At 38.4% G+C, this 11904-nt stretch carries 13 protein-coding genes, 1 tRNA gene and 2 pseudogenes; 14 read left to right on the plus strand and 2 right to left on the minus strand.

The window, feature by feature from the left end; translation table 11 throughout:
• Positions 1-12: 12 nt before the first annotated feature.
• Positions 13-954 carry an alpha/beta fold hydrolase gene (locus tag DW996_RS03900; RefSeq protein ID WP_118534932.1) on the minus strand — a complete coding sequence of 314 codons (942 nt, stop codon included), beginning with the start codon at positions 952-954 and terminating at the stop codon, positions 13-15.
• Between the two features lie 254 nt (positions 955-1208).
• Between DW996_RS03900 and DW996_RS03905 the strand changes: the two genes are divergently transcribed.
• The gene (locus DW996_RS03905) at positions 1209-1658 is read left to right on the plus strand and encodes a hypothetical protein (protein ID WP_118534933.1); all 450 of its coding nucleotides are present in this window, start codon (positions 1209-1211) and stop codon (positions 1656-1658) included.
• 42 nt (positions 1659-1700) lie between these two features.
• Here the strand turns inward: DW996_RS03905 and DW996_RS13165 are convergent, their stop codons facing one another.
• Positions 1701-2279: a hypothetical protein gene (locus DW996_RS13165; RefSeq protein ID WP_118534934.1), complete on the minus strand. Its 579-nt coding sequence runs from the start codon at positions 2277-2279 to the stop codon at positions 1701-1703.
• A gap of 441 nt (positions 2280-2720) precedes the next feature.
• On the opposite strand from DW996_RS13165, the gene DW996_RS03915 reads away from it, so the two are divergent.
• From DW996_RS03915 to DW996_RS03980, 13 genes and pseudogenes are all read left to right on the plus strand, one after another.
• Positions 2721-3491 carry a ParA family protein gene (locus tag DW996_RS03915; RefSeq protein ID WP_118534935.1) on the plus strand — a complete coding sequence of 257 codons (771 nt, stop codon included), beginning with the start codon at positions 2721-2723 and terminating at the stop codon, positions 3489-3491.
• A gap of 2 nt (positions 3492-3493) precedes the next feature.
• Complete coding sequence (locus DW996_RS03920; protein WP_118280648.1) at positions 3494-4408, plus strand: ParB/RepB/Spo0J family partition protein; 915 nt, start codon at positions 3494-3496, stop codon at positions 4406-4408.
• A gap of 45 nt (positions 4409-4453) precedes the next feature.
• Complete coding sequence (locus DW996_RS03925; protein WP_118534936.1) at positions 4454-4951, plus strand: DUF4446 family protein; 498 nt, start codon at positions 4454-4456, stop codon at positions 4949-4951.
• 15 nt (positions 4952-4966) lie between these two features.
• Entirely contained in the window at positions 4967-5833 is an 867-nt protein-coding gene (locus DW996_RS03930) for a DUF3881 family protein (RefSeq protein WP_118280646.1), read from the plus strand.
• Between the two features lie 307 nt (positions 5834-6140).
• Positions 6141-6214: transfer RNA gene (locus tag DW996_RS03935), tRNA-Arg, on the plus strand.
• Between the two features lie 326 nt (positions 6215-6540).
• Positions 6541-7505 (plus strand): annotated as a pseudogene (locus DW996_RS14755) (ParB/RepB/Spo0J family partition protein).
• A 14-nt stretch (positions 7506-7519) separates the two neighbouring features.
• The gene (locus DW996_RS03950; protein ID WP_055148854.1) at positions 7520-8305 is read left to right on the plus strand and encodes a ParA family protein; all 786 of its coding nucleotides are present in this window, start codon (positions 7520-7522) and stop codon (positions 8303-8305) included.
• Positions 8295-9197 (plus strand): ParB/RepB/Spo0J family partition protein, encoded by a 903-nt coding sequence (locus DW996_RS03955; RefSeq protein ID WP_101872287.1) that lies wholly within the window; start codon positions 8295-8297, stop codon positions 9195-9197. Before DW996_RS03950 ends, DW996_RS03955 begins: the two co-directional genes overlap by 11 nt.
• A 78-nt stretch (positions 9198-9275) precedes the next feature.
• Positions 9276-10274, plus strand: a complete 999-nt coding sequence (locus DW996_RS03960; RefSeq protein ID WP_005334866.1) for a DUF6017 domain-containing protein — start codon at positions 9276-9278, stop codon at positions 10272-10274.
• A 9-nt stretch (positions 10275-10283) separates the two neighbouring features.
• On the plus strand, positions 10284-10580 hold the full coding sequence (locus DW996_RS03965; RefSeq protein ID WP_055171371.1) for a hypothetical protein: 297 nt from the start codon (positions 10284-10286) through the stop codon (positions 10578-10580).
• A gap of 7 nt (positions 10581-10587) precedes the next feature.
• Positions 10588-10992 (plus strand): hypothetical protein, encoded by a 405-nt coding sequence (locus DW996_RS03970; protein ID WP_005334861.1) that lies wholly within the window; start codon positions 10588-10590, stop codon positions 10990-10992.
• Between the two features lie 64 nt (positions 10993-11056).
• The gene (locus tag DW996_RS03975; RefSeq protein WP_005334752.1) at positions 11057-11497 is read left to right on the plus strand and encodes a hypothetical protein; all 441 of its coding nucleotides are present in this window, start codon (positions 11057-11059) and stop codon (positions 11495-11497) included.
• Between the two features lie 172 nt (positions 11498-11669).
• A pseudogene (locus DW996_RS03980) lies at positions 11670-11777 on the plus strand (TnpV protein); the annotation flags it as partial.
• Positions 11778-11904 lie beyond the last annotated feature (127 nt).

An 11904-nucleotide genomic window follows, 5' to 3' on the forward strand; every position in this document is an offset into this window, starting at 1 on the left:
AATCGTGTTACTTTATGCCAGATAATTCTGAATGATCTTCAGGCATTGATCCGGTACTTCTAACATTGGAAGTAATTTTGAATTGGAAATGTATGTGACATCGATCGCATGATTTTTCTTTACATATTCTTCTGCGATGCTGATGGCTTTCTTCCGGTCTGTACTTTCTATGATGTGAAGATTATCTTTGTCTGTGATGGCTCTTGTCACATCCACGTTTGTATAAGAACATTTTTTGCTGGCATATAAAAATCTGCCGTTACTCTTATGGATGTGTGCAGACTGATAATACAGATCTGTAAATTTCTTGTTGTCCTGTAGTGGGCGGCTCAGATACTTTTTGTCAAAGATAGAACGGATATGATCTTCACTGACATAAAAGTTGTAGAGGGCTGTTCCGACCAGTGGTGCAAACAGGATATTTTTGATCGTCATCTGTAAACGGTTGGTCTCCATCTTCATCTGATGGATGTCAGACGGATTGATCAAAATGATCTGATCGAAAAGATCAGGATTCATTTGATTTGCCATGATGGCAATGGATGAAGCATCTGCGCTGGTAATGACATTTGTCTTTTCACCGATCACATCCTGGATAAAGGAGGTCAGCAACTGCACATACAAAAAATTCGTATAAGTAAGTGATGGCTTGTCTGATCTGCCGCATCCGAGAAGATCCAGTGTGTATACGGTGTGATCCTTTTCTAATTTTTTCAGAATCTTGGACCATTCATAACCGGAACTGATGGTATCTAAATTGTGGAGCAAGAGGAGAGGAGCGCCCTGACCCTGCCTGGTGTAATAGATTCGACCATATTTAAAATCATAAAAATCACCCTTTGCCGTAGAACAAAGATTTTTATCTTTTGCATGATAGTCGATCGCTGTGTTGGTCGCATAGAGAGCAGCCGTTGCAGCAAGCACTGTTTTTAATAAGGAATGTTTTTTACCCATATTTGATCTCCCTAAATTTTCTAATCCTATTATTTTTTATTATAGTGTACTTTATGCGTCTTATCAAATATTTTCTGAAAACTTTTAGAATTTTTCTATAATTTATTTTGTTTTGTTAAGGTAGAATTCTTGCAATGCTAAGTCATAATATTATAGAATATAGGTGGAGTTAAATATCCTAATTATGTATTAAAAAATATTTAATACGGTAGTGTATTAACGTGATAAAATATATAAATATCAAAGGATGAAATATGGTTTACGAATTTCTAAAGAAGCAGCAGGAAGAACTGATCGCTAAAAAAATAGAACTGGATGAGGACTATGAATTAGTCCTTAGCAAAATTAAAGAAAATGAAAAATTCTTAGATCTTTTGGATGAGGAGGATAATTCTTATTTTTCTGATTTCACACCAAGAGATATTAATCAAAAAAACAAGTCCCGTATACAGGAACTGCAACAATTACTGGTAGGATTGAACCAAGATAAAATAAATCTTTCTTCTGAGATAGACAGAGTGCATGAAAAATTATCCGACTGCGAAAAAGCATTGGAAGAGGTAAAGGACACCAAGAACAACCAAGAGCAGTTGAAGGATGTTTCACATGAAAAAGAATTAAAAACGATTTCTTCTTATATTATAAGTGATCCGAGAAGAGCAAAATTGGAACTGGATCATTATATCAGTAAGTATATGTCTTGATATATTATGAGGTAAACAATCCAATATGTTTACCCTCATTTTTTATTTATTCTGTCTTTCATAGATGCGGACAAGTCTTGGTCGGTTGTATCTCTGGATCATAACAAACATACTATCAAATAGGGTAGCACAGATTGCCGTGATCAAGAATACCGGTAAGGCACCAAAAGGTATGGTAAAGAGAATGGACAAGATGCTAAATAGCATGATAAGTTCATGCACAAGTTCTGCATGACACATATTATTGATGACCTCTTGTATGCTATGTATTTTTAAAGAAAATTGGCTTGGATCAAAGACCATGACCTGCCTTTTCCATTGTTTTACTTTAAGTCCTTTGTATAGTTTGGTCTCCCATGTCTTTGGTTGAAACCACCATATCTGGTAGTTATACTTATGATGAAACAGGAGGCTTAGTATAAGAGGAGACAACAGTCTTATCACGATATGATAACTTGTTGTAAAAAATGTGATGGCAAGCGACTCTATCCAGTCAATTTGTAGATGTAGATAGAGTATGGTAAAAAGGATTGTTCCGAGCAGTGCGATGACAAGAGAGACTGAAACTATCCTTGGCCATGGACTGTAAAATTCATCTTCTTTCTTTTTTATTAAAGTCATATACACTCCTTATCCTATAGTTCATGGTAGTATTGTTAAATATCCTCCTGTATTTATCTATTAATTATAGAAAACAAATCAGGATATGACAATATCTAGAAAAGAAAAATATTTATGAAACACTAGATATAGGTACTATGGATGAGATGTTTCACGTGAAACATTATATATATATATACTTATCCACAAATAATGACCACAATATTTAGTGTTGAGATTTGGATAAACTCCAGATGATTTTACTATATCTTGTAAAAATGTTTCACGTGAAACATTCTAATGTGGATAATGTGAATAGACAATATCTAGTATTATATATAGTGAAAGGCTTGATTTTACTAGGAAAAATCGCTTTTTAAAGTTCTATAAAAGTGCTATAATTGGTATCGTTGTAAATAAGAATATACGATAAGAGAATAGAAAGAAAAGGAGTTTCATCAGATGGGAAGAATCATCGCAATTGCAAATCAGAAGGGTGGCGTTGGTAAGACAACGACATCTATAAATTTGTCAGCATGTCTGGCAGAGTTGGGTAAGAAGGTATTGGTTATCGATCTGGATCCGCAGGGAAATACGACCAGTGGATTTGGTATTGATAAAGAAGAAATAGAAAATACAGTTTATGAGTTGATGCTGGGAGAATGTTCCATTCGAGAGAGTATGACAAAAGTGGAAAATATTGAGCATTTATCTTTGATTCCATCTAATGTAAACTTAGCAGGAGCGGAGATCGAATTGCTGGGCATCAATGAAAAAGAATATATTTTAAAGAATGCAGTAGATTACATTCGTGACGATTATGATTTTATCATTATTGATTGCCCGCCATCATTGAACATGCTTACCGTCAATGCTATGACAACAGCAGATTCAATTCTTGTTCCAATCCAGTGTGAGTATTATGCATTGGAAGGAATCAGCCAGTTGATCCATACGATCGACCTGGTACAGGAAAGATTGAATTCAAATCTTAGGATTGATGGTGTGGTATTTACCATGTACGATGCAAGAACAAATCTTTCATCAGATGTTGTAGATACTGTCAAAGAAAATCTGAATGCTACGGTTTATCAGACGATCATTCCTAGAAATGTTCGTTTGGCAGAGGCTCCTTCCCATGGACTGCCGATCAATCTTTACGATCCAAAGTCTTCCGGAGCAGAGAGTTATCGTAATTTGGCAAAGGAAATTATTGAGAGAAAGGATGTCTAGGCATGGCAGCAAAAAAAGGATTAGGTAAAGGACTGGATTCCTTAATTCCAAGTAAACCAATAGAAAGTGCAAAAGAAGTATCAGATCAGAATGCGGTAGAAAATGCAAAAGCAATGGTAAGCATTGACAAGATCGAGCCAAATGCAGAGCAGCCACGAAAAGCATTTGATGAAGATGCTCTGATGGAATTAGCAGATTCTATCAAACAGCATGGTGTCTTATCACCACTTTGGGTGCATGAAGTAAAGAACGGAAAAGATTCTTATTATGAGATCATTGCCGGCGAGCGTAGATGGCGTGCGGCAAAGAAAGCAGGACTGAAAGAAGTACCTGTTATCGTTATGAATCTTTCAGAGCAGGAAATCGTTGAGATTTCTTTGATCGAGAATATCCAGCGTGAGGACTTAAATCCGATTGAGGAAGCCCTTGCTTATAAGAAACTTTTGGATGAGTTCAATCTGAAACAGGATGAAGTAGCGGAGCGTGTGTCAAAGAGTAGAACAGCCGTTACCAACTCTATGCGTCTTTTGAAGTTGGATGAGCGTGTACAGCAGATGGTCATTGACGAAATGCTTTCCACCGGTCATGCCAGAGCCATTCTTGGTATTACAGATAAGGATAAGCAGTACGATTTTGCACAGCGCGTTTTTGATGAAAAACTCAGCGTGCGTGATGTAGAAAAAGAAGTAAAGCGTCTGCAAAATGAGAAAGACAGTGACAAGGTAAAAGAGCCGAAGATCGATCCGAGACTTGAGGCTATTTATGCAGAATTGCAGGAGCAGATGAAAAAGACACTGGGAACAAAGGTAACTATCGTGCCAAAGGATAACAAAAAGGGTAGAGTAGAGATCGAGTATTACTCACAGGATGAGTTGGATCGTATCGTAGGTCTGTTTCAGTCTATCCGTCATGAATAGAACAAATGTTCTGTAAAATACAAAGAAAGAAAAGTTGGTGTTATTATGTTTGAAGAATATTTAGGAATCAGTACCGATTATGTTGTCATTGGTATGGCAGCAGTTATCTTGCTTTTGATCATCCTCATGATCATCAATGTGGTGCAGATGAGCAAGTTAAAGAAAAGATATGCAATCTTTATGAGTGGTAAGAATGCCAAGTCACTGGAAGATACACTTGTATATCGTCTGGAGCAGGTAGATGAACTGATAGAGAGTAATGCGGCAAATGAGAGAAACATTGATGCTTTGTTCAAGAGAATGAAGTTTGGTTTTCAGAAGTACGGACTCATCAAGTATGATGCTTTTCAGGAGATGGGAGGAAAACTTTCCTTTTCACTTGCCATGTTAAATGAGAAGAATGACGGATTTGTCCTCAATGCTGTTCACAGTCGTGAGGGCTGCTATACATATGTAAAAGAGATCATTGACGGCAACTCCATCATTATGCTTGCAGAGGAAGAACAACAGGCTCTCGATGCTGCGCTTGAGAGTAACAAGTAAGGAAAGTAGGAATTTATGCATAGTTATTTACAGGCGATTGGATTTTCCAATATTACAAAAGACGAACTGGATCATTTGATCTATGAAGCGATACGCAAGCCTGATAGTCATGAAGTAGCCCTGGATTCTGATGGAAATGAATTTGTAGAACTTGATTTTGAAGTGTGCGAACATACGGGAATTGCCATTCGTGGTGTATATGATACGGATGACAATTTCAAAGTAGATTATTACTTTCCTTATTGTAAGGGCGGTAATTTTTCTACAGATGCGGAACTGGAGATCATCAAGCAATCGGATAAAGAAAGTTATCAGGGATTTTGTGATGAGATGCGGCTTGGCGTAAATCTGATCTTTTACTTACAGAATGCGATCGAGTATCTGCAAAAGTCCAGCCATGGTTATGATGGAAATCGTTTTCGCAGATCTTATCTGACGGGACTTTCGCTGGAGGGAAAGATATTACTTCCGGTGGCAGAGCCTACCGTAAAAAAGACAGATAAAAAGACGACAGATCGTACTTCACTCGTGGCGGCAGCCAGAGAAGGGGATGAGGATGCGATCGAGAGTCTGACGATCGATGATATGGATACCTATTCCATGATATCAAAGCGTGTCACGAAGGAAGATGTTTATAGCATTGTAAAGACAACCTTTATGCCATATGGTATTGAAAGCGATAAATTTGCTGTGATCGGTCAAATAAAAGAGTTCCATAAATTAACAAATTATGTTACCATGGAAGAGTTGTATGTGATGCATCTGGAAAGTAATGATCTGGAGTTTGATGTTTGCATCAATGCAAAAGATCTATTGGGACTTCCGGAGGTTGGTCGTAGATTTAAGGGCAACATTTGGATGCAGGGAACCGTAGAGTTTTAATTTAATAAAAAGGTCTGTTTTGGCAGACCTGTATTTGTTCTCTTAGTTAAATGGATATAACAAGCGCCTCCTAAGAGAAAGCCGAGGCATTCCCCAAAGGGAAAAAATGAAAAACAACTTTCAGTTCGAATCTATTCTGAAAAATGCTAATGGTGACAACAAAGCATTCCCCAAATTGGGGAACGTTCTAATGTTACCAAATCAAAAAAATCTGTAGATTGACAACTCGAAAGAGAGTTGATAATCTTATATATGGCCGAAGGGAAAAATCCCAGAAACCCAGTAAAATCAAGGGTTTGCGGCATGTGTCGTCATAGCTCAGCTGGATAGAGCACTCGCCTCCTAAGCGAGGGGTCGGAGGTTCAAATCCTCTTGGCGACGGGCTTCAAAGCGTTCGAAAATGTTAGCTGGATTAGCTGACAGCGAACGCTTTTGTTATTTTCTAATCACGTTCGTGACACAAAATTCCATTCAAAATGATCAATTTCCAGCTAACGCAATCCGATTTTTGTTAGCTGACAGCTAATCAAAATTACCGGTTTGCAAACATGGGTTTTAAGAAGTCCAGCTAACATTTGGGTTCCGCTCCGTTGTCACCCCTTATTCGGGGATGTAAATCAGAGAAAAGGCGGGAAAAGAAACAATCTCTCCCAAACCTGCAAACATGAATTAGCTGAAACAGTATTCAATTCTATTAGCTGTAGCTAATGGTCAAACAGCAATGTCTGTTTGGAACTTTACTATCTATAAAAGTTCCAGGCAGGCATTTTTTATTTCCTGAATCCTGGAGGAAAGGAGTCAAGATGACTGAGCCAAACAGACAATCAGGAGAAAACGAAGAAAGAATCATAGAAATTGAGATTGAGCGTCTTCGTCCGTTCAAAAAGCACCCGTTTCAGGTAAAAGATGATAAGGAAATGTTTCTTTTGCAGGAAAGCATTGAGAAGTATGGAATTTTAAATCCGCTGATCGTCAGACCAGTACCGGATGGATACTATGAGATCATATCCGGTCACAGAAGAAAACATGCTGCGGAGAAACTGGGATACCGTAAAGTACCAGTAATCATCCGGGTATTAAGTGAAGATGATTCCATCTTGAGCATGGTAGATTCCAATCTTCACAGAGAACGGATCAGCTACAGTGAAAAAGCTTTTGCTTACAAACTGAAGAATGACGTATTAAAAAGAAAAAGTGGTCGAAAAAGAGCCAAGTTGACCACAAAACACCAAGAAAGCGGGCAATAGAAATCATCAGTGAAGATTGTGGTGATAGCCCAAAACAAGTGCAGCGTTATATTTCACTGACAAAACTGATACCGGAAATGTTGCAGAAACTGGATGATGAGATTATTTCTTTTTGTCCGGCTGTAGAGATAGCTGCATTAAGTGAAAAAGAACAAAGAGAACTGCTTGTAGCAATGGAGTATGCACAGGCGATCCCATCACTCTCACAGGCCCAGAGGATCCGGCAACTGAGTAAAGAAAAACAGTTGTCACTGGAAAAGATGGAAGAGATCATGTGTGAAGTGAAAAAGGGTGAGATCACAAGAGTGGCATTCACAAACGAGCAGTTGCACAAGTATTTTCCAAATTCTTATACACCGGCAATGATGAAACGGGAAATACTGGCACTGTTGAAATTATGGAAAAAAGAATCATGGGAAAGTTAAAGGAGGAAGAAATCATGTGTAAAGTTATATCCGTAGTAAACCAGAAAGGTGGCGTCGGAAAGACCACCACAACCGTAAATGTAGGCATTGGACTGGCAAGAGAAGGTAAGAAAGTGTTGCTGATCGACGCGGATCCACAGGGAAGTTTAACCGCAAGTCTTGGATATGAGGAACCGGATGATCTTCGCATCACATTGGCAACAATCATGATGGATGTCATCAACGAAGAAGAAATCTCTCTGGAAGATGGGATTTTACATCACCAGGAAAATGTAGATCTTCTCCCGGCAAATATTGAGCTTTCCGCACTGGAAGTAACGATGGGAAATGTTATGAGCAGAGAAATGATCATGAAAGAATATATCGATGCGATACGATGCCGATACGATTATATCCTGATCGACTGTATGCCGAGCCTTGGTATGATGACAATCAATGCACTGGTCTCTTCCGATTCTGTGTTGATACCTGTGCAAGCCGCATATCTGCCGGTGAAAGGACTTCAGCAGCTGATCAAGACCATTCTTACAGTAAAGAAAAGACTGAACCGGAAACTGGCGATTGAGGGCATTCTCCTGACCATGGTAGATTTCAGAACCAATTACGCAAGGGATATTGCATCGAGAGTACATACAACCTACGGAAGTCAGATCGAGGTATTTGAAAATGTGATCCCGATGTCTGTAAAAGCTGCTGAGACCAGTGCAGAGGGAAAAAGCATCTACATGCACTGCCCGAAAGGAAAAGTTGCCGAAGCATATAAGAACTTAACACAGGAGGTTTTGAAAAATGAAAAATAGAAGTGGCGAAAAGATTAAACTGGCAAGCATTGATGAACTGCTGGGTGTGGTAAATGAAGAATCTGCAATGGAGATAGAAATCAGTAAGATCCATCCGTTTAAAAATCATCCGTTCAAGGTGCTGGATGATGAAAAGATGCAGGATCTGGTTGAAAGTGTAAGGATCAATGGAGTACTGACACCGGTACTGCTTCGAATGGATGATAATGAAGAATATGAAATGGTATCCGGTCATAGAAGAATGCATGCAGCACAGCTTGCAGGACTTACGACTATCCCGGCAATCGTAAGAGAATTATCGGATGATGATGCCGTGATTGCGATGGTGGACGCTAACATTCAGCGAGAGGAACTGTTGCCCAGTGAGAAAGCCTTTGCTTATAAGATGAAACTTGATGCAATGAAAAGACAGGGGAGTCGGACAGATTTAACTTTGTGCCAAAGTGGCACGAAGTCGAGAACAGATCAGTTATTAGGAGAACAGGTTGGAGAAAGTGCACGAAGTGTTCAGCGGTATATCCGACTGACAGAATTAATTCCGGAACTTCTTGATCTGGTAGATAACAAAAAGCTTCAATTCACGGTTGCTGTCGATATCTCCTATATCGACAAGGAAGTACAGGAATGGATTTACGAATATATCAGCGACACCGGATTTATCAAGCCAAAACAGATTGCAGCACTCAGAAATCAGCTGAATGATGGACCAATCAATCAGATTCAGATGTTATCGATTTTCAATAACTGTGTGATGGCAAAGAAAGTATCCCGGTCTCTTACTTTCTCAGAAAAGAAACTGACAAAGTATTTTCCGGATGATTATACAGCCAAAGATATGGAGCAGGTGATTGAATCATTATTAGAAAAGTGGATGCAGGAACAGTCCTGTTAAGGAGAGAAAAAGCTAAGAAAACAATGTCAAAGAAGTTTAAAAAGAGGACTTCTTAGCAGAAAATGAAAGGAGGAAATTATGGAGAAAAAAATGACATTTAATTATTTTTACGGTACCGAAGCTGATCAGTTCAGCTTCTACCGCATACCAAAAGCATTATTTACAGACAGCTATTTTAAAGATTTATCAAGCGATGCTAAAATTTTATATGGACTGATGTTGGATCGAATGTCTCTTTCCATCAAAAATCAGTGGTTTGACGACAAAAACAGAGCATATATCTACTTTTCCATCGAAGATATCATGGAATTACTGAACTGTGGCAGAAATAAAGCCATCAAATCCATGAGAGAGCTGGATGACGAAACAGGAATTGGTCTGATTGAGAAACGCAGGCAGGGATTTGGAAAGGTGAATGTTATCTACGTAAAAACCTTTATGCCTGAGAAAACAGATGAGAAAAAATTTGGAGAGGAATTAGAGAAGTTTAAAAAACAAACTTCTGTGGAAAATGAAGAGCCTGCAGAAGTTTACAATTTAAACTTCATGAAGTCCCAAAATCAAACTTCTAGAAGTCCCGAAAACAAACTTCAAGAAGTTTACATTTCAAACCCTAATAATACTAATCTTAGTTATACTGAAATGAATGATAATAAATCTAATCCTATCATATCTGTGGATGAGAAAAGATTTGATAGCGATAACCGCTCTGAGGATTATCAGGCTTATGAAAACCTTGTCAAAGAGACCATTGATTATGAATCACTGGAAGTAACCCATCATGACGATATGCGACAGGTAGATGAAATCGTGAACCTGATCGTAGAAACTGTGATGTGTAAAAATGACAAGATATTGATTGCCAGCAATTGGTATCCGGCATCACTGGTGAAGAAAAAATTTCTGATGCTGACCTATTCACATATCGAGTATGTCTTACACTGTATGCGTGGTAACACCACCAAAGTGAAGAACATCAAGAAATATTTATTAGCATCCCTGTTTAATGCACCGTCTACGATGAACGGGTATTATCAGGCAGAGGTGAACCATGATATGCCAGGACTGGTAAGATAGGAGGTGCACATGTTTATTTTAAAACTTGCTGGGAAAATATTATTACTGCCGGTATGGCTGATCCTTTTTGTGATCGGACTGGCAGTAAAGATGACAGTACAGACTTATGCGGTTGTCAGAGGGATCCTTGGGTTTATATTCACTTTGTTGATTATAGCGACTGCATACTGTTACCGTGACTGGGTACAGGTTGCATTTCTGTTTTCGCTGAGTGTAATTCTGTATCTGATCCTTTTTGCAGGAGTGTTCGTAGATACTGTACTGGACATGACAAGAGAACGCATTATTGATTTTATTATATCGTGAGGAGAATATGAAAATGAGCGAAAACAATGATTATATTCAGTTACCACCACTTAAAAAAGACACACCGTCCGATGTGGTAGCATTTATGTGGGAGTACATAAAAGTACCGGAGGATTCAAGAGAAAAAGTTAAGAATCTGCTTAAAGATGCAAATGAAAATGGCGTAAAATTAAGTCATCAGGCACCAACACTGTATGATGTTGTCCCAAAAGAAGAAATTACTGAATTTGAAGAGCTTATGCGCAAAACCATAGCTGACATTGTATCAGAAGCCAGTAGCATTGCCTGTTGGGTGTATGTGCAGAAATATGTGAAACAGAAAACTCTTGACGAAATGCTACAAGAATTGCCAGGAGCAGGCCAGTTTATCATTGTCATGGATACCTGGTTCGAAAGACTGATGGCGGAATAATGGATGCTATGATAGAATAAAGAAAACGATTTGAAGTGCAAATCGGAATTTGTGTGTGGAGGTGATGGTTGTGAAGAAAAAAGTAACAATAGCGTTTGTCATCACTGGCATTCTTGCTATAAGTACAATGATTATATTTTCAACATATAAGTCTTCGGAAGCCTATCGAAAAGCAAAAGCAAAGACACAGTGGGAGTGTTCTGTGGTCTGTGCGGAAAAGTCAACGCCTGATTCCTATGTAATTACATATTCTGACGCAAAAATTTTGTCTAATACAGGCGTGTTGACAGTCCAGAACAGAAACGATTTTGACATTACTGTACATCTGCTCTGTGAAGGAAAACAGGAACTTGTATCTGACAGTATTCCTGCTGGCGGTTGCTATTCTTTTCAGAATGTTACAGATAAAGAATACACGGTAGGTATTCATGCTGAGGTTGATGAAAATACGGATATAAAAGCATTTGTATATGATGGAAAAGACACTGAACCATATACAAGATAAATGGTTTCTAATTGCAAGATAAATTCAAGTTTACAGAACTGAATCAAAAGAGCTCGAAGGAGCTCTTTTTCCTTTTTTATAATAGTATCTGGGACTGTTGTTCCGTTGATAAGATTTTCAAGTTGTTGTGCGACTTCGGCTTGTTTGTTTGGATACAGATGACTATAAGTATTTAAGGTTTGAAAGAATTGTAGAGCAGATGAAACAGGCACAGGGGATCACGGAACAGTTAAAGGCAGAAAATCAGATGGAATGGGTAGCGAGAATGAACAATATATAATCGTGTGCAAGGGAGATTGTGGATACAGAGATGGTTTATCAATAATGGAAATAAAATGAAGGAGAAAAGGCGGCAGTTTAGAAAGGCTGTTGCCTTTTAGGAATTGTTGTTTATTTGTTGTTTTTTA

Source organism: Roseburia sp. AM51-8 (assembly GCF_003478275.1).
Lineage (GTDB): Bacteria > Bacillota > Clostridia > Lachnospirales > Lachnospiraceae > Pararoseburia > Pararoseburia lenta.

Bases quoted from the DNA above. Each gene is read 5' to 3' on its own strand.
- DW996_RS03930 (WP_118280646.1), top strand. From the start codon at position 4,967: ATGCATAGTTATTTACAGGCGATTGGATTTTCCAATATTACAAAAGAC.
- DW996_RS03900 (WP_118534932.1), bottom strand. From the start codon at position 954: ATGGGTAAAAAACATTCCTTATTAAAAACAGTGCTTGCTGCAACGGCT.
- DW996_RS03950 (WP_055148854.1), top strand. From the start codon at position 7,520: ATGTGTAAAGTTATATCCGTAGTAAACCAGAAAGGTGGCGTCGGAAAG.
- DW996_RS13165 (WP_118534934.1), bottom strand. From the start codon at position 2,279: ATGACTTTAATAAAAAAGAAAGAAGATGAATTTTACAGTCCATGGCCA.
- DW996_RS03920 (WP_118280648.1), top strand. From the start codon at position 3,494: ATGGCAGCAAAAAAAGGATTAGGTAAAGGACTGGATTCCTTAATTCCA.
- DW996_RS03915 (WP_118534935.1), top strand. From the start codon at position 2,721: ATGGGAAGAATCATCGCAATTGCAAATCAGAAGGGTGGCGTTGGTAAG.
- DW996_RS03965 (WP_055171371.1), top strand. From the start codon at position 10,284: ATGTTTATTTTAAAACTTGCTGGGAAAATATTATTACTGCCGGTATGG.
- DW996_RS03955 (WP_101872287.1), top strand. From the start codon at position 8,295: ATGAAAAATAGAAGTGGCGAAAAGATTAAACTGGCAAGCATTGATGAA.
- DW996_RS03925 (WP_118534936.1), top strand. From the start codon at position 4,454: ATGTTTGAAGAATATTTAGGAATCAGTACCGATTATGTTGTCATTGGT.
- DW996_RS03905 (WP_118534933.1), top strand. From the start codon at position 1,209: ATGGTTTACGAATTTCTAAAGAAGCAGCAGGAAGAACTGATCGCTAAA.
- DW996_RS03975 (WP_005334752.1), top strand. From the start codon at position 11,057: ATGGTTGTGAAGAAAAAAGTAACAATAGCGTTTGTCATCACTGGCATT.
- DW996_RS03960 (WP_005334866.1), top strand. From the start codon at position 9,276: ATGGAGAAAAAAATGACATTTAATTATTTTTACGGTACCGAAGCTGAT.
- DW996_RS03970 (WP_005334861.1), top strand. From the start codon at position 10,588: ATGAAAATGAGCGAAAACAATGATTATATTCAGTTACCACCACTTAAA.